This window comes from Corallococcus llansteffanensis (assembly GCF_003612055.1).
In the GTDB taxonomy this organism is placed as follows: domain Bacteria; phylum Myxococcota; class Myxococcia; order Myxococcales; family Myxococcaceae; genus Corallococcus; species Corallococcus llansteffanensis.
The window spans coordinates 1-22,752 of record NZ_RAWB01000085.1 but is presented as its reverse complement, the minus strand read 5'-3'; the positions used below and the strand labels follow the sequence as shown (position 1 = coordinate 22,752).

Below are 22,752 nucleotides of genomic sequence, written 5' to 3'. Positions count from 1 at the left end.
GGATTGGGGCCGGCGCATCGTCCAGGGGCTGCTCCTGCTGGTGGTGTCGGTGGGCGCGGGCTTCGTCATCTCCCCGGGCCTCTACAGCCAGCAGATCCCCGCCCTCACCGAGGAGAACGTGGGCAAGCCCTTCCGGGCCAACTCGCCCGCGGGCTTCAAGGCCGCGCGCGACTACGACATCGTCCACCAGGCGATGACGGAGCAGCGCCGCCGCGAGGCCCGCAGTGCGGTGCGCCCGGTGTACGACCTCAACCCGGCGGTGGTGGGCAACCTGCGCGCGTCCGTGCGCGCCGCCTTCGCCACCGCGCGCGAACACCTGGCCGAAGAGAAGGAAGCCCGCGCCGAGGAGGCCCCGCCCGAGGACGGCCAGCTGAAGCGCCGCAAGCCGGCGCCGCCCACCCCGGAGGCCCTGGAGCGCCAGCGCCGCGACCGCGAGGAGATGCAGGCCCAGTTCCAGGAGCAGCTCTTCGGCCAGCGCGACGCGGGCCTGGAGGGCGAGGACTTCCAGGCGCTGGTGGCCAACGGCTTCTCCGAGGACTCCGAGGCCGCCACGCTGGTGCTGCTGGACCGGGCCTACCGCACGGACCGGGGCCAGGTGTACGTGGCCGGCTCACGGGATGAATTGGTGCGCGAGGCGCCGCAGGGCCTCACCGTGCGCGACGTGCAGCACAAGAACGAGGAGTCGCTGCCCGCCGCCGCCACCCAGGTGGTGGACATGCGCGAGGCGTACCAGGAGTTGGATCGCTTCGCCTCCGTGCCCGGCAACGTGCTGCCGGAGTCCCCCGCCGTCCAGCGCCGCGCGGTGCTGCGCATCGCCAAGCGGCTGGTGCGCCCCAGCCTGACCATCAACATCGCGGAGACGGACCTGCGCCGCCGGCTCGCGGGCGACGCGGTGAAGGACGCGGTCATCTCCATCAAGAAGGGCCAGCGCGTCATCGGCGACGGAGAGCTCGTCAACGAGACGCACCTGGTGATGCTGCGCGGGATGCGCGCGCAGACGGACCGGTTGGACCTGCTGCAGCTCCAGGTGGGCGGCACGGGGCTCGTGTCCCTGCTGGTGGTGGCCTTCTACGGCTTCTGCCGCGCGGCCTTCCGGCGCTTCCGTCCCACGCGCAAGGACGGCGTGCTCCTGGGCCTCCTGCTGGTGGGCCTGCTGGGGCTGCTCCAGGTCTGGGTGTCCATCGCGGACGCGGTGCAGGACCGCTACACGGCGCTGCCCATCGAGGCGTTCTATTACGCCTTCCCGGTGGCGGCGGGCGCGATGCTGGTGCGCTTCATCCTCACGCAGGAGCTGGCGCTGTTCTTCGCCATGGTGTTCGCGTGCCTCGCGGGCGTGATGCTGGGCAACTCGCTCGCGTTCGGCATCTACACACTGGTGGGCTCGCTGGTGGCGGCGGACCGCATCGTCAAGGCGAAGGACCGCGTGGGCATCTTCCGCGCGGGCTTCATCACCGGCATCGCCAACCTCGTCGCCGTATTGTTCCTGTTCCTCGTGGAGGGCAAGGGGCTGGCCGGAGACACCGTCGTCACGGCGGTGTGCGCCTTCTTCGGCACGGCGCTGGCCGTCCCCGTGATGGTGATGGCGCTGACGCCGCTCATCGAGGCCCTGTTCGGCTACGCGTCGGACATCAAGCTCTTGGAGCTGGCGAACCTGAACCACCCGGCGCTCAAGGAGCTCATCGTCCAGGCGCCCGGCACGTACCACCACTCCATCATCATCGGGACGCTGGTGGAGAACGCGGCGGAGACCATCGGCGCGAACCCGCTCCTGGCGCGCTCGTGCGCGTACTACCACGACATCGGCAAGGGTCGGAACCCGCTCTACTTCGGGGAGAACCAGAAGGGGGAGAACCGCCACGACGGGCTCGCTCCCGCGATGAGCGCCGTCATCATCAAGCGCCACGTGACGGAAGGCCTGGAGATGGCCCGGCAGTACCGCCTGCCCAAGCTGGTGGCGGACGCCATCCCCCAGCACCACGGCACGCGCACGGTGGGCTTCTTCTTCCACAAGGCCCTCAAGGAGCAGGAGGGCAAGGAAGGCGCGCCTCCCATCGATGAGAGCATCTACCGCTACCCGGGCCCCAAGCCGCAGTTCCGCGAGGCGGCGCTGGTGATGATCGCCGACGCGGTGGAAGCCTCCACGCGCTCCATGCCGGACCCCACCAGCGCGAAGCTCCACGCGCAGGTGCAGAAGATCATCAACATCATCTTCTCCGAGGGCCAGCTCGACGAGTGTGACTTGACGCTCAAGGACCTGAACCTCATCTCCCAGTCCTTCCTGCACACGCTGGAAGGCATCTACCACACGCGTCCGGTGTACCCGGCGGGGGCGATGGGTGGGGGCAAGGCCGGCTCGCCGTTGATGATGGCGCCCGCGCCGCTGAAGTCCGAAACGAAGGACCCGAAGGTGAGAACGGCGGGCATGTCATGAGCCGCAAGGTGGAGGGCGTGAAGCTTCGCAAGGGCAAGGTGATTCCCCGCGACGACGGCAAGCGCATCGAGGAGTTCGTCGGCGCGGCCAGCACGGAGACGGAGTCCACGTCGGTGGCGCGCATGCGGGCGCCCCCGGGGTGGAGCGAACCTGCGCAGACGCCGGAGTTCGACGAGGTGGTGCTCGTCCTCACGGGCGAGCTGACCATCGTGGTGGACGGCAAGCGCGAGCGCATCGGCGCGGGTGAAGTCGGCCTTGTCCCGCGCGGCAAGCGCGTCGTGTACCGCAACGACTCGCAGGGCGCGTGCGACTACTGGTCCATCTGCGCGCCGGCGTTCCGCGTGGAGCTGGCGCACATCGAGAAGCCGGAGCCGAAGCCGAAGGCGTCGGACAACCAGGTGACGGTGCAGGTGGCGCACAGCCAGGGCGAGGACTACGAGCGCCTGCTCACCACCTGGGGCCGCGACTACCTGAAGCGGCTGGGGCTCACCGGCTGCGAGCTGTCGCTGTCGCTCGTGGGGGACCGGGCCATCCGCCGCCTCAACCGCACGTGGCGCCAGAAGGACAAGGCCACGGACGTGCTGTCCTTCCCCGCGGGGGATCAGCCCAAGGGGACCCCGGGACCGCGCCCGCTGGGCGACGTGGTCATCTCCATCGACACGGCGAAGCGGCAGGCGAAGGAGTACGGCCGCACGCTGGAGTCGGAGATGGGCCGCTACCTCGCGCATGGCCTCCTGCACCTGCTGGGGCACGACCACGAGAAGCCGCGTGATGCCAAGCGCATGGCGGCCCTGGAGGAGCAGCTCCTGGGCGAGCGCGGGATGGTGGCGGACTCGCTGACCATCGACTCGCGCGCCCGCCGGGCCAAGCTCATCTGAAAGCCCACTTCGGGAGCCGTCCAGGCTCCCGGGCCCACCTCCGGGCAGCCGACACCCCACCGTCCCCACCGTTGAGTCGGGGGCGGTGCGTGATAGGTAGTTGGGGCCCGCCTTCCGTGTGTTGGATGGAACGATGCCCCGCCTGTCGTCTCTCGCATCCCTGAGCCTGCTTGGCCTCCTGCTCTTGTCGTCGCCCGCGCGCGCCTCGGTGCCGCCCTGGGGCACGGGCGAGAGCCGCGGCGAGGACCTGTCCATCTGGCTGGTGACCTTCAGCCCCGGCGATGACGTCTTCGCCTGGTGGGGCCACGGCTCGCTGGTGGTGGAGGACCGCGCCCGGCAGTTGCAGCGCCTCTACAACTACGGGATGTACTCCTTCGACGACCAGACGGTGGTGCGCTTCGCCAAGGGCCGCCTGGAGTTCTGGGTGGGCGAGTCGAGCGTCAACGGCACCTTCCGCCTCTACAAGTCGCTGGGGCGCGACGTGCGCGTGCAGGAGCTCAACCTCACGCCCGAGCAGCGCGTGCAGGTGGCGAAGCGGCTGGCGGACAACGTGCTGCCGGAGAACCGCGAGTACCTCTACGAGCACTACAGCGATAACTGCGTGACGCGCCTGCGCGACATGATCGACTCGGCCGTGGGCGGCAAGCTGAGCGAGGCGGAGCGTGCTCCGGCGCGCATGACGCTGCGCGAGCACACGCGGCGCTACACGGCGGTGAGCCCGCCCATGAGCCTGCTGCTCGACTTCATGATGAACGACTCCATCGACAAGCCCATCACCCGCCGCGAGGAGGCCTTCCTCCCGGACGAGCTGGAGCAGCAGGTGGCGGAGCTGAAGGTGCCCGGCCCGGGCGGGCAGCCGGTGTCGCTGGTGGAGCGGCAGTGGGACTACTATGCGTCGCCCAGGCCCCGCCCGCCCGCGCAGCCTCCGAACTTCGGCCCCTGGATTTTCGCCCTGGGCGTGCTGCTCGGCGGAGGCGCACTGGGGCTCGCCGCCTGGGAGCGCCGGGGCAGCCGCGCGGCGCGCATCCTCCTGGGCCTGGAGAACGCGGTGGTGGGGCTGGTGCTGGGCATCCCGGGCCTGGCGCTCATCGTCATGTGGATCGGCACGGACCACGTGGTGACCCACCACAACGAGAACCTCTTCCTCGCGAACCCGGTGACGCTGCTGGCCGTGCCCTACGGCATCCGGCTGATGTGGAACAGCGCGAAGGCGCGCGCGCGGCTCAAGTGGGTGTGGGGCTTCCTCGCGGTCACGGGCGCGCTGGGCGTGGTGCTGAAGGTGCTGCCCTGGTTCGACCAGGACAACTGGCGCCTCGTCGCGCTCATCCTGCCCATCTCCCTGGGCATGGCCGGCGCCTCCTGGCTGGACCGCCTGGGGGCCCGCGCCGCGGTCAGGGAGCCCACGGCCCGCCGTGAGGACGAGCGGGTGCCCTCGCTCAAGGCCTCCTGAAGCAACGGACGACTTTTTTCTCCAACAACCTCCCGACACGAAGGACGACGAACACCATGGCCAACGACTCGATGGAGAAGATCCACGCCCTGAAGGAGCGCCTCAACGCGCTCCGGGGGCATCTTTGACCTGGACCGCAAGCGGTCTCGCATCGCGCTGATTGAACGTGACTCCACGCAGCCCGGCTTCTGGGACGACAACACCAAGGCCCAGGGGCTGTTGAAGGAGAAGTCCTCGCTGGAGGCCAGCGTGGGCGCCTTCGACAAGACGATGCGCGGGCTGGACGACGCGCAGACGCTGCTGGAGCTGGCGGCGGAGATGAACGACGAGGCGAGCGCGCAGGAAGCCGAGGGCTCGCTCGCGTCGCTGGAGGCGGAGGTCGCGAAGCTGGAGCTGGCGCGGATGCTCTCCGGCCCCCAGGACCGCAGCAACTGCTTCATGGACATCAACCCGGGCGCGGGCGGCACGGACTCCATGGACTGGGCCGCCATGCTCATGCGCATGTACACGCGCTACGGCGAGACGAAGGGCTGGAAGGTCGAGATCAGCGACGCGTTGCCGGGCGAGGAGGCGGGCTTCAAGAACGTCTCGCTGCGCATCGAGGGCGAGAACGCCTACGGCTACCTCAAGGCGGAGGTGGGCGTGCACCGGCTCGTGCGCATCAGCCCCTTCGACGCCAACGCGCGCCGGCAGACGGCCTTCGCGTCCGTGGACGTGTACCCGGAGGTCGACGACAGCATTCATATCGATCTGCCGGAGAAGGACTACGAGCTGAAGTTCATCCGCGGCAGTGGCGCGGGTGGCCAGAAGGTCAACAAGACGTCGTCCACGGCGCAGCTGCGGCACCTGCCCACGGGTATCATGATCACCTGCCAGACGGAGCGCTCGCAGTCGGCCAACAAGGACATGGCCTTCCAGATCCTGCGCGGCCGCCTGTACGAACTGGAGATGAAGAAGCGCGATGCCGAGCGCGATGCGGCCGAGGCCGCGAAGAAGGACATCTCCTTCGGCTCGCAGATCCGCAGCTACGTGCTCGCGCCGTACCGCATGGTCAAGGACCTGCGCACCGGCATCGAGACGGGCAACGTGGACAAGGTGCTGGACGGGGACCTGGACGAGTTCGTCACCGCGCAGCTGCTGGGCGTGAAGAACCCGAACCGGAACGCCGCCGCGGACTAGCGACCCTGGAACATTCCACCCCTCCACCGGCAAGCACCCGCCGGTGGAGGGGTTTTTCATGTCCGGGAACCTTTTTCCCGGGCCGGTGTCTGGGGGCGGGGTAGGGCGGCGGTAGGATGTGCGCGAGGGCCTTTTCCACGGCGGAAGGGCCCACGGCCGGGAGGCACGGTGGCATCGGGCGGAGTGCTCGAAGTCGGACAGCAGGCCCTGGCCGGCGCGGCCGCCCCGGACGTGCGCCGCGAGGAGCAGGCGCTGCTGGTCCGGCTGCGTCGTGGCGACCCGGCGGCCTTCGAGGAACTGGTGCACGCGCACCAGGACCGGCTCTACGACTTCTGCTTCCGCATGGTGGGCGACCGCGAGGAGGCCCACGACCTGGTGCAGGAGATCTTCGTCAGCGTGCACCAGAACGTGCGCCGCTTCCGCGAGGACGCGCGGCTGTCCACCTGGCTGTTCCGCATCACCAAGAACCACTGCCTCAACCGGCTGAAGTACCTGCAACGCCGGGGGCGGGGCCGCTCGGACGAGTACGACGAGACGAGCGCCGCCGCCATCGCGGAGGGCGGGGGCGCGCCTCCGCAGCCGGACGCCGCCCTGGACGCGGCGCGTGAGCGGGCCCGGGTGCAGCGGGCCATCTCCCAATTGGAACCCGATGCGCGCATGCTGGTGGCGCTGCGCGACATCGAGGGCCTGAGCTACGACGAAATCGTGGACATCACCGAGCTGCCCGAGGGGACCGTGAAGAGCCGGCTCCACCGGGCACGCGAGAAGCTGGCGGACCTGCTGGGGCGGTTCGAACCATGAGCAACCTGCAGCGGAGAGGAACAGACGTGGAACCGCGATTGGATCACCGCGAGGCGAGGGCCCTGTTCCTGGCGCTCGCCGACGAAGAGCTGCCGGCCCCCCAGGTCCAGGCGGTGCAAAGCCACCTGGACGGCTGCGTGGAGTGCCGCCAGGGGTGGGACCGCTACTCCAGCACCGTGCAGCGGGTGCGCACCTTGGAGCGGGAGAAGGCCCCGCCCGCGCTCGCCTCGCTGGTCGCCGGCCGCGTGCGCCGGCAGCGCAAGTTCGGACTGCGCGGGCTGCACCTGGCCCACGCGAATCACCGCTTTCCGGTGGAAGTGCTCATCCCGCTCCTGCTCGCCGCGGCGGTGGGCGCATTTCTTTTGATGGCCTCCTGAGGCCCGCCCCCCCTCTGGGGGAGGCAACGTTCGGTGTGAACCATCCGCCGTGATGCGTTGCGTACCGGGGGCCGCTTGGCTAGCGTGCCGCGCCTTTCTGGAAAGCGCGTCATGGCCGAGACCGATAACAAGACCCCCCCAGGTGTGAAGAGCAGCGAAGCGGCGGATCTCGGCTCCAACGTGGAGCAGGAGCTCTACCAGCAGCGGTTGGACAAGGCCGGCAAGTGGCGCGACGCGGGCTTCAACCCGTACGGCAACGGCTACCGTCCCCAGCACCAGGCGGCGGAGATCCTCGCGAAGCACGACACGCACTCCACCGAGGACCTGGAGAAGGACGCCCCGGTCTACGACGTCGCCGGCCGCATCGTGGCCATGCGCTCGTTCGGCAAGGCCGCGTTCATCAAGCTGCGCGACCGCTCCGGGGAGATCCAAGCGCACGTGAAGAAGGACGCGCTCGGGGACCTCTACGAGGTCTTCAAGCAGTGCGACCTGGGTGACTTCGTCGCCGTGCAGGGCCCGGTGTTCCGCAGCAAGACGGGGGAATTGTCGCTGTCGGCCACGAAGTTCGTGCCGCTCACCAAGTCCCTGCGCCCCATGCCGGAGAAGTGGCACGGCCTGACGGACGTGGAGATCCGCTACCGCCAGCGCTACCTGGACCTCATCTCCAACCCGGACGTGAAGCAGGTCTTCCTCAAGCGCAACAAGCTGGTGAAGTTCATCCGCAACTTCCTCGACGGGCGGGACTTCGTCGAAGTGGAGACGCCGATGATGCACCCGCTGGTGTCGGGCGCGGCCGCGCGGCCGTTCATCACGCACCACAACACGCTCGACATCGACCTCTACATGCGCATCGCGCCCGAGCTCTACCTGAAGCGGCTCGTGGTGGGCGGCATGGAGCGCGTCTACGAGGTCAACCGCAACTTCCGCAACGAGGGCTTCAGCACCCGGCACAACCCCGAGTTCACGATGCTGGAGTTCTATCAGGCGTACGCCACGTACGAGGACCTGATGGACCTCACCGAGGAGATGCTCTCCGAGGCGGCCCGCCACGTCACCGGCGACTCCAAGGTGAAGTACGGCGAGCACACGGTGGACTTCGGCAAGGGCTGGAAGCGCATCCCCATGACGGAGGCCATCCGCGAGGCCGTCCCCGGCCTGTCCGACAAGGACATGGTGGACGCGGACCGGCTGCGTCACGAACTGCTCAAGACCTCCCACGCCGACTCCGAGCGCCGCGCCGTGGAGAACATGAACCACGGCGAGCTCGTGGGCGCCCTCTTCGAGCACCACGTCGAGCAGACCCTGGTTCATCCCACCTTCATCACCCAGTATCCCACCGCCGTCTCGCCGCTCGCCCGCCGCAACGACCAGAACCCGGAAATCACGGATCGGTTCGAGCTCTTCGTCGCGGGCCGGGAGATCGCCAACGCCTTCTCCGAGCTGAACGACCCCCTGGACCAGAAGGGCCGCTTCCAGGCCCAGCTGGACGCCAAGCAGCGGGGCCAGCAGGAGACGATGGACTACGACGAGGACTACATCCGCGCCCTGGAACACGGCATGCCGCCCACGGCCGGTGAAGGCATCGGGATTGATCGCGTCGCCATGTTGTTCACGGACGCCGCCAGCATCCGCGACGTGATTCTCTTCCCCCTCCTCAAGCCGCTGGCGAAGTAGCCACGAGGCCTCGTGCACCCCGCCGAACGGCAGACCGACTATCGCTGGCCCCTCCTGTGGGCGGGCGCCCTCGTGGCCCTCGTGGGGGCCGCGCTCCTGGGCGTGGCCATCTCCGAATCCGAGGCGTGGGCCGAGGTGGCCGGCGCCCTGGGCCTCTCCCTCGTCGGGTGGGGTGGGCTCGTACAGTCCTTCGACGCCGGGGCCCTCGCCCTGGGGCCTGGCCCCGCGGGCGCCATCGCCGGGCCCAAGATGCTGGTGGCCGGGACGCTCGTCTGGCTGGCGGGCTGGGGCATCATCGCCTCGGGCATCCGCCGCGCACCCGCGTCCACGGAAGGCCCCAGTCCGGCCGCGGGCTCCACGCTGTACCCACGCCTCGCGCGCTACCGGGACTTCTACTGGAGCACCCTGGGCGCCTACGGCGGCGGCATCCTGCTGGCCGAACTGGTGATGCTGCTGCTCCAGACGGTGCTCTCCAGCGGCGTGCCCTCCGACCTGGGCGTCGCGGCGCGGGAGTCCGGCGGGGGCGCGAGCCTGCCGCCCACCATCGCCTTCGCCATCGCGCTCGTCGTCGGCGCGGGCGTGGCCTTCGCGTCCGGCTTCGTGGGCGCGTCCCGGGCACAGCGGCTGTCCTTGCCCGAGGCCACCATCGGCGTCTTCTACCTGGGCCTGCCCGTCCCCATCCTGCTGTCGCTCATGGAGCGGGTGCCTTCGCTGCAGCTCGCGCTGGGCTACCGCCTGCGGGAGGTGTCGTACGTCGCGGGGCTCCTGGGCCGGCCGGAGCTGGGGTACTGGCTCGTCTTCGCCGCGCTGGTGCTGTCGCTGGTGCTGGGCATCAACACGGGCTTCATCGCCGCGGGCAGCGGCCGGGTGGACCTGCGCCTGGGCTTCGAACTCTTCGTGGCCCGCCGCCACGTCGCGGTGTTCCGCCCGTCGCTGCTGCTGGGCGCGCTGGCGGTGCTGATGTTCGGCATCATCCCGCCGCTCATCATCTACTTCATCATCCGCGGGGCCGAGGCCGCCGTGGAGCGCACGCGCGTCAAGTCGCTGGGCCTGGCGGATCCGCTGGCCGCAGCGTCCGCGCAGCACCGGATGAAGCTGCACGAACAGTCCCCCACCATGATGATGACCGCGCTGTCGGTGGGCGGCGTGGGCGTGGGCGTGATGGCGCTCATCATCGTGCTCAGCGTGATGAGCGGCTTCGAGGCCGACCTCCAGCAGAAGATTTTGGGCACCAACGCGCACGCGGTGGTGTCCAAGTACGCGGGGGAGCTGCCCGAGTACGCCAAGGTGATGGAGCAGGTGAAGCGCGTGCCCGGCGTCGTGGGCCAGACGCCCTTCATCATCAACCAGGTGATGATCGCCTCGGAGGGCAACGTCGACGGCGTCATCATCAAGGGCATCGACCCGCACTCGGTGGGCTCGGTGACGGACCTGCCGCAGAACATCCTGCCCGGCGGTGACCTGGACCACCTGGAGCACCCGGCGAAGATCCTCCCCAGCCGCGCGCTGGACGACGACGAGGACGCGCCCACGAAGAAGCTGCGGGAGGAGGAGGACCCCATCATCGGCAAGGCCTCCAAGCCCTCGAAGCCCGCCGTGCTGCCGGGCATCATCGTCGGCCGCGAGCTGGCCGCGTCCCTGCGCGTGGTGGTGGGGGACCGGGTGAACGTCGTGTCGCCGCTCGGCACGGAGCTGGGCCCGTCCGGCCCCATCCCCAAGAGCCGCGCGTTCCGGGTGGCGGGCGTCTTCTACTCGGGCATGTACGAGTACGACTCCAAGTTCGTCTACATCCTGCTGTCGGAAGCGCAGGACTTCTTCGCCCTCAAGGGCGCCACCGGCATCGAGCTGAAGGTGGCGGACATCGATGACGCCCGCCGCATCTCCAACCAGGTGGTGCGCGTGCTGGGCGGCTACCCGTACCGCGCGCGCGACTGGGGGGAGATGAACAAGAACCTGTTCTCCGCGCTGCGCCTGGAGAAGCTGGTGATGGGCATCATCCTGTCCATCATCATCATCGTCGCCGCGGGCCTCATCGTCGCCACGGTCATCATGCTGGTGCTGGAGAAGCGGAAGGAGATCTCCGTCCTCAAGGCGCTGGGCGTCCCGGACGGCGGCATCGTGAAGATCTTCCTCGCCGAAGGGCTCCAGATTGGCGTGGCCGGCGGCCTCCTGGGCCTGTTCTCCGGCCTGGCGTGGTGCCTCTTCATCGAGAAGGTCGGCATCAAGTTGGACCCGGAGGTGTATTACATCCCCGCGCTGCCGGTGCGCATCGAACCGGTGCAGACGGCACTGTCGGTGGTCATCGCGGTGCTCGTCACCTACCTGGCGTCCATCTACCCGGCCCTCAAGGCGAGCAGCGTGGAACCGGTGGAAGGGCTGAAGGCGGAGTAGCCATGGCGCTGTTGTCCATCCGCAACGTCTTCAAGAGCTACTTCCTGCACGGCAAGCGCATTGACGTCCTGCGCGCCGTGTCCCTGGACATCAACGCCGGGGAGCTCGTCTCCATGGTGGGTGCGTCCGGCGCGGGCAAGAGCACCTTCCTGCACGTCCTGGGCACGCTGGACGCCCCGGCCGCCGGAGAGGTGCTCTTCGACGGCCGCTCCGTCTTCTCCATGAACGACGCGGAGATCGCCGAGTTCCGCAACCGCACCATCGGCTTCGTCTTCCAGAGCCACTACCTGCTGCCGGAGTTCACCGCCCTGGAGAACGTGGCCATGCCCGCCCTCATCCAGCGCCGGGACCGCACGGGGGCCTACACCTACGCCCGCGAGCTCCTGGAGCGCGTGGGCCTGGGCAGCCGCGTGGACCACCGCCCCGGGGAGCTGTCCGGTGGCGAGGCCCAGCGCGTGGCCCTGGCCCGGGCCCTGGTGCTCAAGCCCGCGGTGCTGCTCGCGGACGAGCCCACCGGCAACCTGGACCCCACGACGGGCGAGGGCATCCACCAGCTCCTGAGGGACGTGAACCGGGACCTGGGCATCACCGCCGTCATCGTCACGCACAATGAGACGCTTGCCCGCTCCATGCCCCGCCGACTGCGGCTGGCCGGCGGGCAGGTGTCGGAGGCCTGATGGCCGCTCGCTTTTGGATTGAGGGGCCCGCGCCCCTTCCCGTACATTGCCCCGCCTTTTCCTGGCCGGACTGCACTTGAGGCTCACCGTTCTGCGCAAGTCATTGCTCCCGCTGCTGGCGGTCGCCCTGTGGGCGCTCTGGCCCGGTCCTGCCCACGCCCAACTGGACGTGGACGCGGGCTCGCCCGCCGTCGTCCCGCCGTCTCCTTCCGCCGCCACCCCCGTCGCCGCCCCGGACGCAGGCACCGAAGTCGGTTCGGGGACGGGCCCCGGAGCGGCCCCGGACGCCCCGCTCGCCGCCTCCCCGGAGGACGACGCCAATGTCTCCCCCGCGGACCGCGTGGTGGAGATCCGCGTCGAGGGCAACCGCCGCGTGGAGGCCGAGGCCGTCCGCCGCGCCCTGAAGACCAAGGTCGGTGACCCGCTCACCCGCTCCGCGGACGACCTCCGGGCCGTCTGGGCCCTGGGCTACTTCACGGACGTGCAGCTGCTCGCGCAGCGCACCGCGAAGGGCATCGCCTACGTGGTGCGCGTGGCGGAGCGCCCCACCATCCGCGCCGTGCAGCTCCAGGGCAACGAGGAGCTCAGCCAGGAGGACCTGAAGGAGCAGCTGGAGCTCCGGGCCGGCACCATCCTCGACATCGAGGCGGTGCGCGCGACGCAGAAGAAGATCCAGGAGAAGTACGTCGAAAAGGGCTACTTCCTCGCGGAGGTGACGTACCGCCTGGACCCGGTGGAGCAGGGCGCCGCGGTCAACGTCGTCTACGTCATCAACGAGCACTCGAAGGTGATGGTGAAGCAGATCACCCTCCTGGGCGCGGAGAAGGTGCCCGCCGACGAGCTCAAGGCGGTGATGATCACCCGCGAGGGCGGCTTCCTGTCCTTCTTCACCGGCGAGGGCACGTACCGGGAAGAGGCCTTCCAGCGCGACCTGGCGGTCATCCAGATCGCCTACTACGACCGTGGCTTCATCAACGTGCGCGTGGACAAGCCCACCGTCCAGCTCTCCGCGGACAAGCGCGACATCTACATCACCCTGCACATCACCGAGGGTGAGTCGTACGACATCGGGAAGATCGACTTCGCCGGCGACCTGGAGCGCCCGCCGGAGGAGCTGGCGAAGCTGATGAAGTCGCGTCCGAAGGAGCGCTTCAACCGCGGCCAGCTCTCCACGGACATCTCCGCCATCTCCGACGTGTACTTCGACAAGGGGTACGCGTACGCCAACATCAACCCCGTCACGTCCGTCAACGCGGAGACGCGCACCGTCGACCTCACCTTCGACATCCAGAAGGGCCCGCTCGTCAACATCGAGCGCATCGACGTCGTCGGCAACAACAAGACCCGCGACAAGGTCATCCGCCGCGAGCTGCGCGTCTACGAAGGCGAGCTCTACAACGGCACCGGCGTGCGCCGCAGCCGCGAGCGCGTCACCGCGCTGGGCTTCTTCGAGACGGTCGAAATCACCCAGCACCCGGGCAGCACCGACAACGCCATCGTGTTGCAGGTGGAGGTGAAGGAGAAGGCCACCGGCACCTTCCAGGTGGGCCTCGGCTTCTCCAACGTGGAGAACTTCATCTTCACGGCCCAGGTGTCGCAGAACAACTTCCTCGGCTGGGGCCAGAGCGTATCCGCGTCCGCCCAGATTTCCGGCCTGCGCTCGCTCGTGCAGCTGTCGTTCTACGACCCGTACTTCCTCGACACGAACTACCTCTTGTCCGCGGAGTTCTTCCGCGTCCAGGCGGACTACGAGGGCTTCATCCGCAACTCCACGGGCGGCACCATCTCCCTGGGCCGGCAGCTCGTGGACGACGTGCTCGCCACCGTGGGCTACACGCGGGAGTACGTGGACGTGCAGGCGGGGCAGGGCATTGGCGCGGTGCTGCTCGCCAACCAGTTCCAGTCCGGCACCACCAGCGCGCTGCGCCTGTCCGTCTCCTTCGACCGGCGCGACAACCGCCTCTTCCCGTCGCGCGGCTTCATCCACTACGGCTCGGTGGAGACGGCCCCGTCGTTCCTGGGAGGCACGTTCCTCTTCAACCGCTACACCGCGTACTCGCGCCTGTACTTCCCGATGCCCCTGGGCTTCGTCTTCAAGACGAACGCCACCCTGGGCTACGTGCAGCAACTGGACTCCAGCAAGCCGCTGCCCATCAGCGAGCTGTACTACGTGGGCGGCATCAACACGATCCGCGGCTACTACCTGCGCAGCATCAGCCCCACGCTCCTGGTGCCTCGCGCGGACAACCCGGACGCCAACGTCACCGAGTTCCGGGTGGGCGGCAACAAGCAGCTCATCTTCAACTTCGAGCTGGAGTTCCCCATCTTCGAGAAGGCCGGCCTGCGCGGCGTGCTCTTCTACGACGCGGGCAATGCCTTCGGCTCCAACGAGAAGTTCTTCGAGGACCGGCAGAACAAGCTGCCCCTCGGGCTCTTCCACTCCGCGGGCTTCGGCTTCCGCTGGTTCTCGCCCATCGGGCCCCTGCGCTTCGAGTGGGGCATCCCGCTGACCAAGCGGCCTTCGGACGACCCCATCCTGTTCGAGTTCACGATCGGTAACTTCTTCTGATAGGCATTGACCCCTGACTTCCCCGGCCATCTCACCTCCTCAAGAGGTGGGAGTGAACAGGCCGGGGGGGTGGACGTCGGAGCCTGCAGCACCCTTTTCGAGGAGCCGTAACCCATGTCGCTTCGAAGCACCCTGGCGGTCACCGCCGCTGTCCTGTCGCTTGCCCTCCCGGTTGCCGCTTCGGCCGCCGATCTCAAGGTGGCCTACGTCGACCTGCAGCGCGTGCTGCTGGAGGTGGACGATGGCAAGGCCGCGAAGCAGCGCCTCCAGAAGTGGTTGGAGGCGCGCCAGAAGGAGATCGACGGCGAGCAGGAAACGCTGCGCAAGGAGAAGGAGCTCCTGGACAAGCAGGCCAGCGCCATGAGCGAGGCCACGCGCACCCAGAAGGCCACCGAGCTCCAGAAGAAGGTGATGGAGCTGGCGCAGAAGTACGAGCGCAGCCGCGCCGAGGCCGCCAACAAGGAGCGCCAGGAGATGGAGCCCATCATCTCCCGCATCGACCAGGTCATCGCGACCATCGCGGAGCGGGACGGCCTGGGCTTCGTGCTGGACAAGCGCGACTCCGGCATCGTGTTCGCGCTGGGCCAGTACGACATCTCCAACGAGGTCGTGCGCAGCTACAACAACGGCAAGAAGGCCGCGCCGGTGGCGAAGGACGCCCCGGTCAAGAAGTAGAAGACAAGGATGCCCCCCGTGCCCTCCGCACCTTCCGCGCACCGGCTGGGGGACATCGCCGCCCACGTCCGGGGTGAACTCCTCGGCGACCCCGGACTGCTCGTCCACGGCCTGAACGGGCTGGAGGAAGCAGCCCCCGGGGAGGTGTCGTTCTACGGCAACCCCCGCTACCGCAAGCAGTTCGAGGCCACCCGCGCCTCGGCGGTGCTGGTGGGGATGGACGCGCAGGCCCGCGAGGGGCTGGCGCTGGTCCGGGTGCACAACCCGCATCTGGCCTACGCGAAGCTCCTCTCGCTGTTCCACCCGGCCTCCCGGCCGGAGCCCGGCATCCACCCGTCCGCCCACGTCCACCCGGAGGCCACGGTGCACCCGGAGGCGTCCGTGCGCGCGGGCGCGGTGGTGGAGCGGGGCGCCCACGTGGGGGCCCGCACGGTGCTGCACCCCGGCGCCTACGTGGGCGAGTCCGCGCGTGTCGGCGACGACTGCGTGCTCTACCCCCACGCCACCGTGCGCGAGCGGTGCGTGGTGGGCTCGCGCGTCATCCTCCACGCCTCGTCGGTGGTGGGCGCGGACGGGTTCGGCTTCGCCTTCGACGCGGAAGGGGAGGCGGGGCCGGAGCACTTCAAGATTCCCCAGGTGGGCATCGTCCGCATCGAGGACGACGTGGAAGTCGGCGCCTGCACCTGCATCGACCGCGCGACGGTGGGCGAAACCGTCGTCGGGCGGGGGACGAAGCTCGACAATCTCGTGCAGATCGCCCACAACGTGCGCGTGGGCCCGCTGTCGCTCATCTGCGCGCAGGCGGGCGTGTCGGGTTCGGCGGAGGTGGGCACCGGCGTGGTGCTCGCGGGGCAGGTCGGCGTGGTGGGCCACATCCGCGTGGGAGACCTGGCCAAGGTGGGCGCGCAGTCCGGCGTCGCCCATGACGTTCCGGACGGTCAGGTCGTCAGCGGCAGTCCCGCCATCCCCCACCGCGACTGGCTGCGCGCCAGTGCCGCGTCGGGGCAGCTGGCGGACCTGCTCAAGGAAGTGCGCGCCCTGCGCCGCAGGGTGGAGATGCTCGAGAAGGAGAAGGGCGGATGATGGACATTGGCGAGATCCAGAGCCTGCTGCCGCACCGCTACCCGTTCCTCCTGGTGGACCGGGTGGTGGAGATCGTGCCGGGCCAGAAGCTCACGGCGTACAAGAACGTCACCATCAACGAGCCCTTCTTCAACGGTCACTTCCCGGGTCACCCCGTGATGCCGGGCGTGTTGATTCTCGAAGCGCTCGCCCAGGCCACCGCCATCCTCGCGTACAAGACGGAGAACATGGACCCGTCGCGGCTGGTGACGTACCTGATGGGCGTGGACAACGCGCGCTTCCGCAAGCCGGTGGTGCCCGGGGACCGGCTCCAGCTGAACATCGAGGTCATCCGCCACAAGGGCGCCATCTGGAAGACGAAGGGCCTGGCGACGGTGGATGGGGTGAAGGTGGCGGAAGGGGAGTTCCTCGCCACGGTGGTGGACAAGAACAAGGCCGCCAAGGGCGACGAGAGCGCGGCGTCGTAGGCACGACGCGCTGCTGAGGAGAGAAGGACATGGCGCAGGTTCATCCCACCGCGGTCGTCCACCCGGGGGCACGCCTCCACGACACCGTGGAGGTGGGGCCCTTCTCGGTCATCGGGCCCCACGTCGTCATCGGCGCGGGCTCGCGCATCGGGCCGCACGTCGTCATCGAGGGCCGCACGACGCTGGGGGAGCGCAACCACCTCTTCCAGTTCTGCTCGGTGGGTGCCGCGCCCCAGGACCTCAAGTACGCGGGCGAGGACACCGAACTCATCATCGGTGACGACAACCAGATCCGTGAGTTCGTCACGGTGAACCTGGGCACCGTCAGCGGCGGCGGGGCCACGCGTCTGGGCCACCGCAACCTGCTGCTCGCCAACAGCCACATCGCGCACGACTGCGAGGTGGGCAACGAGGTGCTCCTCGCCAACGGGGCCGCGCTCGCGGGCCACGTCGTGGTGGAGGACGCGGTGAAGATTTCGGGCCTCGTCGCGGTGCACCAGTTCACCCGGCTGGGTCGCTACGCGTTCATCTCCGGTGGCTCCATGGTCACCATGGACGTGCCGCCGTACTGCACCGTGCAGGGGGATCGGGCCACGCTCGTGGGCCTCAACACCGTGGGCCTGGAGCGCGGCGGCTTCACCGAGGAGCAGATTGGCCGCGTGAAGGAGGCCTACCGCATCCTCTTCCGTTCCAAGCTGAGCCTCCAGGACGCGCTCGGGCAGCTGCGCGGAGAGCTGTCCAGCCACCCGGAAGTGGAGCACCTGGTGCGCTTCGTGGAGCAGAGCAAGCGCGGCGTGACGCGCTAGGCGCGCGCCCTCTTCACGGAACGAAAGGGGCACGGGTGGAGCGCATCGGGCTCATCGCGGGCAACGGCCAGCTTCCCTTCCTCTTCGCGCGGGCTGCCCGCGCGCGTGGCCTGGAGGTCGTGGTGGCCGCGCACCGGGGGGAGACGGACCCGGCACTCGAGGCGGAGGTGGGCCACTTCGCCTGGGTGCGCGTGGGGCAGGTGGACCGCATCCAGAAGGTCTTCCTGCAGGCGGGCGTCAGCCGGGCGGCCATGGCGGGCGGCATCGGTCGCGTGAAGGCGCTGTCGGAGGCTCGGCCGGACCTGGGCGCGGTGCGCATCATCTCGCGCCTGCGCAGCTTCCGGGACGACGCGCTCCTGCGTGCGGTGGCCGCGGACTTCGAGGCGCGCGGCATCACCATCATCGCGCCCACGGACTTCCTGGGAGAGGTGCTCTGCCCGGAGGGCCACCTGGCCGGCCCCGCGCTGAAGCCCGCGCAGGAGAAGGACGTGGCCCTGGGCCGCGAGGTGGCGGTGCTGCTGGGGCAGGCGGACGTGGGCCAGACGGTGGTGGTGCGCGACGGCCATGTGCTCGCGCTGGAGGCCGTGGAGGGCACCGACGAGACCATCCGCCGGGGCGCGAAGCTGGGCGGCCCTGGCGCGGTGGTGGTGAAGCGCTGCAAGCCGGAGCAGGACCTGCGCTTTGATTTGCCCGCCGTGGGCCCCCGCACGCTGGAGGTCATGGCGGAGGTGGGCGCCCGGGTGCTGGCGCTGGAGGTAGGGCGGACGGTGCTGTTGGACGCACCCGCCCTCTTCGCGGGCGCCACCGCGCGGGGCATCACGCTGGTGGGCGTGCGCTAGGGTTGGGGAATCCGCCCCTCGGGGCTGGCGTTGCCCTTCCACCTCCCCCGCGACGCCGAGGTTGACGCCGCATATGTCCGTTCGACTCCTACCTGTCGTGGCCCTGTTGAGCCTCCCGCTGCCCGCGTTCGCGGAGGCCATCCGGGTGTCCCTGGAGGGCCGTGCGGCCCTGGGCGAGGGCGTGCCCACGCTGCTCGTCCACATCGAAGAGCCCATCACCGGCTTCGAGGTGAAGCTCAAGCGCAGCGACGGCAAGACGGTGGAGCTCAAGGGGGGCGGCAAGCCGGGCGTCACCCGGCGCCTCGCCCTGGAGCAGCCGGAAGGCAAGTTCCACTACGAGGGCGAGCTGACGGTGCAGTTCCCGCAAGGGGCCGAGCCCGGCAGCATGCCGCTTGCCTTCGACACGGAGTTGTACGGCCCGCTGAAGCTGGAGGTGCGCCGCGAGGACGTGGACGTGGCCGCGCGCAAGGTGCGCTTCACGCTCTCCCGGCCGGCCGCGAAGACGGAAGTCACCGTGTTGATGGACACCGGCAAGAAGGCCTTCGCGGGCGACGTGGACTTCAAGGGCGCGCCCGCGGGCACGCCCTTGGAGGTGAAGTGGCTGCCGGCGGAGGGCAAGGTGATGCGCATCAGCCTGCGCGCCTTCGACACCTCGGACTACTACACGGGCGTGGACCTCTTCCCGTGGCAGGTGGACGTGCCGCACGAGGAGGTGGGCTTCCCCTCCGGCCGCTCGGACATCCCGCCGTCGGAGAAGGGCAAGCTGGACGCCAGCTTCAAAAGCATCACCGAAGCGTTGAACAAGTATGGCCGTTGGGCGTCGCTTCGGTTGTACGTGCTCGGGCACACCGACACGGTGGGGAAGACGGAGGACAACCGTGAGCTGTCGCTCAAGCGGGCGAAGAGCATCGCCGCCTGGTTCCGCCAGCGTGGCCTGAAGGTGCCGGTGTTCTACGAAGGCTTTGGAGAGCAGGCCCCGGCGGTGTCCACGCCGGACGAGACGGCGGAGGCGGCCAACCGCCGCGCCGAGTACATCATCGCGGTGGAGGACCCGTCGTTGACGAACGCGCCCTTCACCCCCCGGTGGCGAAAGCCGTGAGGTGTCACATGGTGGAGTTTCCTCGCATCCGGTTCGTGCTCGCGGTCGCGGGCCTGGGCTTCCTCGGCGTCACGGGCTGCGTGCGCACCGTGCCGTACGCGAAGCGCATGGCCGCGGAGAGCGAGAAGTGCACGCTCGTCCAGGCGCTGATGCGGCAGCCCGCGCCGTCCCAGGCCATCCAGCAGTTCGTCGCGGAGGGCAAGGAGGCGAAGGCCCCCGTCGTCGTCTACGTGCGCCGTCCGGAGGAGTCCACGCTGGAGCGCTTCTTCAGCGAGGACACGGAGTGCGCGGACGCCTCGTTCAAGGTCGTGCAGGAGAACGTCGTGGATGCGGTGGTGGTGTACCTCCAGGAGGTCCAGGGCGGCTACGCGTACGACGCGCAGCGCTCCAGCCCGGAGCACCTCTCCATGGACGGCCAGCCCCAGGGCACCGTGCGCAAGGACGGCACGGTGTGGGTGGCGGGCGCGGACGACTCTATTTGAGCAGCTCCTTCGCCCCGTCGGCGATGAACTGCACGGCGATGGCGGCGAGGATGAGGCCGGACACGCGCTCCAGGATGGCGACGCCGGACTGGCGCAGCACCCGCTGCACCATGCTGGATGCGTTGAGGATGAAGTAGCTGGCCCCGAAGGTGAGCACCACGGCGGCCACCACCGGCAGCGCGGAGAGGGCGGACGTTCCGCTGCGCGCCATCAGCACCATGGCGGTGGCGATGGCGCCCGGCCCCGCCAGCAGCGGGATGGCCAGCGGGACGATGGCCACGTCCTCTTTCACCGCGCCCTCCTCCTCCTCGGTGGGGCTGGTGCGCGTGGACGATGGGCGGGCGCGCAGCATGTCCAGGGAGGTGATGAGCAGCAGGATGCCGCCCGCGACGCGGAAGGCGCCCAGCGACACCGCGAACACCTGGAAGATGATGCGCCCGAAGAGGGCGAAGAACAGCATCATCCCGCACGCCACCAGACAGGCGCGCAGCGCGGTGCTGCGAATCTTCTCCTTCGTGTCCCCCGCGGTCATCGCCAGGAACAGCGGCACGACGCCAATCGGGTCCACCACGAAGAAGATGGCGGACAGCGACACGAGGAACGTGGACACCATGCTGGACATCGTCATGCGGTTTCCGGTGCGCTAGACGGTGAAGCGCAGCTTCCAGACCATGCCCAGGGCCTCGATGAAGATCTTCTTGTTCATCTTCGAGTGCCCGACGCGGCGGTCCTCGAAGACGATGGGCACCTCGCGCACGGTGAAGCCCTTGCGCAGCGTGCGGTAGGTCAACTCGATCTGGAACGCGTACCCGGTGCTGCGCACCTCGTCCAGGTTGAGGGCCTCCAGCACGCGGCGGTGGAAGCACTTGAAGCCGCCGGTGAGGTCGCGCACGTCCACGCCCAGGATGCTGCGCGCGTACAGCGAACCGCCGCGGCTGATAATCTTCCGGCCGACGCCCCAGTTCACCGTGCCGCCGCCCTGCACGTAGCGCGAGCCCAGCACCAGGTCCGCGCCGCGCTCGGCGGTGTCCAGGAAGGTGGGCAGGTAGCGCGGGTCGTGGCTGAAGTCCGCGTCCATCTCCAGGATGTACGTGTAGCCCTCGGCGAGCGCCCAGCGAAAGGCGGCCAGGTACGCGCGGCCCAGGCCCTCCTTCTTCTCGCGGTGGAGCACGCGCACGCGCGGATCCTTCGCGGCCAGTTCGTCGGCGAGCTGCCCCGTCCCGTCGGGCGAGTTGTCGTCGACGACGAGGATGTCCACGCGGGGATCGGCCGCCAGCACCGCTTGGGTGATGGGCCCGATGTTTTCCCGCTCGTTGTAGGTGGGGATGCAGACCAGCGCACGGTTCATGGCCCGGCGGACATACCCCAAACCCGGCGCCGGAACAGCAGAAGCGGCGTGCGCGCTGTCCGTTACACGTTTCCGGAACTTCCGGAGACAGGGCGCGGGGGCAGCAGCTCCAGCACCGTCTCCGCCGCCCGGTGGGCCGCGCCCACCGCGCCCAGCCGCCCGCGCACCTCGGCCAGCCCCTGGACCATCGCGTCCCGGGGCGCGCCCGGCAGCCAGACGTTCCGGACCTCGGAGGCAATCTTCTCGGGGGTCATGTCGCCCTGGAGCAGCTCGGGCACCACGCGCCGGCCGGCGAGCAGGTTGATGAGCGACACGAAGGCCACCTTCAGCATCATCCGGCCCACGAGGTACGTCACCAGCGACACGCGGTAGACGACGACCAGGGGGCGCTCCATCAGGCCCGCCTCCAGCACCGCCGTCCCGGACGCCACCACCGCGGCGTCGCTCGCGCCCACCACCTCCGGGGCGCGGCCGTCCACCAGCACCGGCGTCACGCCGCTGCCCTCGAAGCGGGAGGTGATCTCCTCCCGGGCGATGGTGGGCGCCACCGGCACCACGACCTGGAGGCCGGGGCGCTCCTGGGACAGCTGCTTCGCGGCCCCGACGAGGGTGGGCAGGATGCGGCGGATCTCACTCATCCGGCTGCCGGGCAGCAGTGCGAGCGTGGGGGCATCCAACGACAGACCCAGGCGCTGCCGGAACTCCCGGGCGCTGGCGGCTGCGGGCATCTGCTCCAGCACGGGGCTGCCCACGTAGCGGGCGGGGACGCCGGCCTCGCGGTAGAAGTCTTCCTCGAAGGGCAGGATGCAGAGCATCCGGTCCACCAGCCGCTGGATGGTGCGCACGCGGCCCCGGCGCCAGGCCCAGATCATCGGGGAGACGTAGTAGGCCACCGGGATGCCCTGGGCCTTGAGCTTCTTCGCGAGCCGCAGGTTGAAGTCCGGGATGTCCACCAGGATGGCGCAGTCCGGCCGGCGCTCGGCGGCGGTGGTGGCCAGGCCCTTCATGATCCGCAGGATGCGCGGGATGCGGGGCAGCACCTCGGTGATGCCCATGACGGACACCTCACGGGCGTCGAAGAGCAACTCCACCCCCCGTGCGGCCAGCCGGCTCCCCCCCATGCCGAAGAAGGTGAGGTCGGGGCGCAGGGCCTGGAGGGCGGCGACGAGCTCGGCGGCGTGGGTGTCGCCGGAGGCCTCGCCTGCCACGACGAGGATGCGGGGGGAGGGCGGCGGCGTCATGGGCGGCACGAGGCCCGCATCGTACCTGATGCGCGGGGGGAGGGAGGCTGTAGACTGCGGCCCCCTTGAAGACGCTTCTGCTCGCTGAGAGCCACCCCCCGACACTCGAGCACCTGACGGGCCTGCTCTCCCAGGCCGGGTACACCGTGCGGGCGGTGAGCGACGCCGTGATGGCGTTGGAGCACTTCTCGGCGGACAACCCGGACGTGGTGGTGCTGGGGGTGGATCTGCCGCACGTGGAGGGGCAGCACGTCGTGCACCTCCTCCGCGCGCACAGCCAGGGTG

The 22,752-nt window shown here is 69.5% G+C and carries 21 protein-coding genes; 18 read left to right on the top strand and 3 right to left on the bottom strand.

Annotation, left to right across the window (positions count from 1 at the left end; all coding sequences use genetic code 11):
- The 17 genes from D7V93_RS10785 to D7V93_RS10705 all read left to right on the top strand — a co-directional run.
- On the top strand, nt 1-2,431 hold a 2,431-nt coding region (locus D7V93_RS10785; RefSeq protein WP_244237227.1), incomplete at its 5' end, for an HD family phosphohydrolase.
- Nucleotides 2,428-3,309 (top strand): rRNA maturation RNase YbeY, encoded by an 882-nt coding sequence (ybeY, locus tag D7V93_RS10780; RefSeq protein WP_208722980.1) that lies wholly within the window; start codon nt 2,428-2,430, stop codon nt 3,307-3,309. The genes D7V93_RS10785 and ybeY, both read left to right, overlap by 4 nt.
- A gap of 133 nt (nt 3,310-3,442) precedes the next feature.
- On the top strand, nt 3,443-4,759 hold the full coding sequence (locus tag D7V93_RS10775; protein WP_120643309.1) for an Lnb N-terminal periplasmic domain-containing protein: 1,317 nt from the start codon (nt 3,443-3,445) through the stop codon (nt 4,757-4,759).
- 56 nt (nt 4,760-4,815) lie between these two features.
- A protein-coding gene (gene prfB / locus D7V93_RS10770) for a peptide chain release factor 2 (protein WP_244237226.1) occupies nt 4,816-5,938 on the top strand; the annotation gives its coding sequence in 2 pieces (ribosomal slippage) (nt 4,816-4,884 and nt 4,886-5,938; 1,122 coding nt in all).
- A 168-nt stretch (nt 5,939-6,106) separates the two neighbouring features.
- Nucleotides 6,107-6,739 (top strand): RNA polymerase sigma factor, encoded by a 633-nt coding sequence (locus tag D7V93_RS10765; protein ID WP_120643308.1) that lies wholly within the window; start codon nt 6,107-6,109, stop codon nt 6,737-6,739.
- On the top strand, nt 6,736-7,116 hold the full coding sequence (locus D7V93_RS10760; RefSeq protein WP_120643307.1) for an anti-sigma factor family protein: 381 nt from the start codon (nt 6,736-6,738) through the stop codon (nt 7,114-7,116). The genes D7V93_RS10765 and D7V93_RS10760 overlap by 4 nt, the downstream gene beginning before the upstream one ends.
- A 111-nt stretch (nt 7,117-7,227) precedes the next feature.
- A complete protein-coding gene (gene lysS / locus D7V93_RS10755; RefSeq protein WP_120643306.1) occupies nt 7,228-8,790 on the top strand; it encodes a lysine--tRNA ligase in 1,563 nt (520 codons plus the stop codon).
- A 12-nt stretch (nt 8,791-8,802) separates the two neighbouring features.
- Entirely contained in the window at nt 8,803-11,181 is a 2,379-nt protein-coding gene (locus D7V93_RS10750) for an FtsX-like permease family protein (protein ID WP_120643305.1), read from the top strand.
- Between the two features lie 2 nt (nt 11,182-11,183).
- Entirely contained in the window at nt 11,184-11,858 is a 675-nt protein-coding gene (locus D7V93_RS10745; protein ID WP_120613160.1) for an ABC transporter ATP-binding protein, read from the top strand.
- Between the two features lie 76 nt (nt 11,859-11,934).
- Complete coding sequence (bamA, locus tag D7V93_RS10740) at nt 11,935-14,427, top strand: outer membrane protein assembly factor BamA (RefSeq protein ID WP_208722979.1); 2,493 nt, start codon at nt 11,935-11,937, stop codon at nt 14,425-14,427.
- Nucleotides 14,428-14,541: 114 nt separating this feature from the next.
- Nucleotides 14,542-15,102: an OmpH/Skp family outer membrane protein gene (locus tag D7V93_RS10735; protein ID WP_120643303.1), complete on the top strand. Its 561-nt coding sequence runs from the start codon at nt 14,542-14,544 to the stop codon at nt 15,100-15,102.
- 18 nt (nt 15,103-15,120) lie between these two features.
- Complete coding sequence (gene lpxD / locus D7V93_RS10730) at nt 15,121-16,185, top strand: UDP-3-O-(3-hydroxymyristoyl)glucosamine N-acyltransferase (RefSeq protein ID WP_120643313.1); 1,065 nt, start codon at nt 15,121-15,123, stop codon at nt 16,183-16,185.
- Nucleotides 16,185-16,652, top strand: a complete 468-nt coding sequence (fabZ, locus tag D7V93_RS10725) for a 3-hydroxyacyl-ACP dehydratase FabZ (RefSeq protein ID WP_120643312.1) — start codon at nt 16,185-16,187, stop codon at nt 16,650-16,652. The genes lpxD and fabZ overlap by 1 nt, the downstream gene beginning before the upstream one ends.
- Nucleotides 16,653-16,681: 29 nt before the next feature.
- A complete protein-coding gene (gene lpxA / locus D7V93_RS10720; protein ID WP_120643302.1) occupies nt 16,682-17,458 on the top strand; it encodes an acyl-ACP--UDP-N-acetylglucosamine O-acyltransferase in 777 nt (258 codons plus the stop codon).
- Between the two features lie 35 nt (nt 17,459-17,493).
- Nucleotides 17,494-18,297 carry an LpxI family protein gene (locus D7V93_RS10715; RefSeq protein WP_120643301.1) on the top strand — a complete coding sequence of 268 codons (804 nt, stop codon included), beginning with the start codon at nt 17,494-17,496 and terminating at the stop codon, nt 18,295-18,297.
- Between the two features lie 73 nt (nt 18,298-18,370).
- A complete protein-coding gene (locus D7V93_RS10710) occupies nt 18,371-19,396 on the top strand; it encodes an OmpA family protein (protein ID WP_120643300.1) in 1,026 nt (341 codons plus the stop codon).
- A gap of 8 nt (nt 19,397-19,404) precedes the next feature.
- Nucleotides 19,405-19,878, top strand: a complete 474-nt coding sequence (locus D7V93_RS10705; protein WP_120643299.1) for a hypothetical protein — start codon at nt 19,405-19,407, stop codon at nt 19,876-19,878.
- On the opposite strand, the gene D7V93_RS10700 is transcribed toward D7V93_RS10705, so the two are convergent.
- The 3 genes from D7V93_RS10700 to lpxB all read right to left on the bottom strand — a co-directional run bounded on the left by D7V93_RS10700 (nt 19,871) and on the right by lpxB (nt 22,467).
- Nucleotides 19,871-20,506, bottom strand: coding sequence for a MarC family protein (locus D7V93_RS10700; protein ID WP_372338310.1), 636 nt, complete (start codon nt 20,504-20,506; stop codon nt 19,871-19,873). The two genes, D7V93_RS10705 and D7V93_RS10700, sit on opposite strands and share 8 nt — an antisense overlap.
- A 15-nt stretch (nt 20,507-20,521) precedes the next feature.
- Nucleotides 20,522-21,226: a polyprenol monophosphomannose synthase gene (locus tag D7V93_RS10695; protein WP_120643298.1), complete on the bottom strand. Its 705-nt coding sequence runs from the start codon at nt 21,224-21,226 to the stop codon at nt 20,522-20,524.
- A gap of 62 nt (nt 21,227-21,288) precedes the next feature.
- Nucleotides 21,289-22,467, bottom strand: coding sequence for a lipid-A-disaccharide synthase (lpxB, locus tag D7V93_RS10690; RefSeq protein WP_120643310.1), 1,179 nt, complete (start codon nt 22,465-22,467; stop codon nt 21,289-21,291).
- Between the two features lie 65 nt (nt 22,468-22,532).
- Here lpxB and D7V93_RS10685 point away from each other — a divergent pair.
- Nucleotides 22,533-22,752, top strand: a 220-nt coding sequence (locus D7V93_RS10685; protein WP_147451124.1) for a response regulator transcription factor, incomplete at its 3' end; no start/stop codon positions are given.

Coding starts and splice junctions, on each gene's coding strand:
- D7V93_RS10695 (WP_120643298.1), bottom strand. CDS start 21,226: ATGAACCGTGCGCTGGTCTGCATCCCCACCTACAACGAGCGGGAAAAC.
- D7V93_RS10775 (WP_120643309.1), top strand. CDS start 3,443: ATGCCCCGCCTGTCGTCTCTCGCATCCCTGAGCCTGCTTGGCCTCCTG.
- D7V93_RS10705 (WP_120643299.1), top strand. CDS start 19,405: ATGGTGGAGTTTCCTCGCATCCGGTTCGTGCTCGCGGTCGCGGGCCTG.
- D7V93_RS10710 (WP_120643300.1), top strand. CDS start 18,371: ATGTCCGTTCGACTCCTACCTGTCGTGGCCCTGTTGAGCCTCCCGCTG.
- D7V93_RS10700 (WP_372338310.1), bottom strand. CDS start 20,506: ATGACGATGTCCAGCATGGTGTCCACGTTCCTCGTGTCGCTGTCCGCC.
- D7V93_RS10735 (WP_120643303.1), top strand. CDS start 14,542: ATGTCGCTTCGAAGCACCCTGGCGGTCACCGCCGCTGTCCTGTCGCTT.
- ybeY (WP_208722980.1), top strand. CDS start 2,428: ATGAGCCGCAAGGTGGAGGGCGTGAAGCTTCGCAAGGGCAAGGTGATT.
- lpxA (WP_120643302.1), top strand. CDS start 16,682: ATGGCGCAGGTTCATCCCACCGCGGTCGTCCACCCGGGGGCACGCCTC.
- fabZ (WP_120643312.1), top strand. CDS start 16,185: ATGGACATTGGCGAGATCCAGAGCCTGCTGCCGCACCGCTACCCGTTC.
- D7V93_RS10745 (WP_120613160.1), top strand. CDS start 11,184: ATGGCGCTGTTGTCCATCCGCAACGTCTTCAAGAGCTACTTCCTGCAC.
- lysS (WP_120643306.1), top strand. CDS start 7,228: ATGGCCGAGACCGATAACAAGACCCCCCCAGGTGTGAAGAGCAGCGAA.
- D7V93_RS10760 (WP_120643307.1), top strand. CDS start 6,736: ATGAGCAACCTGCAGCGGAGAGGAACAGACGTGGAACCGCGATTGGAT.
- lpxB (WP_120643310.1), bottom strand. CDS start 22,467: ATGACGCCGCCGCCCTCCCCCCGCATCCTCGTCGTGGCAGGCGAGGCC.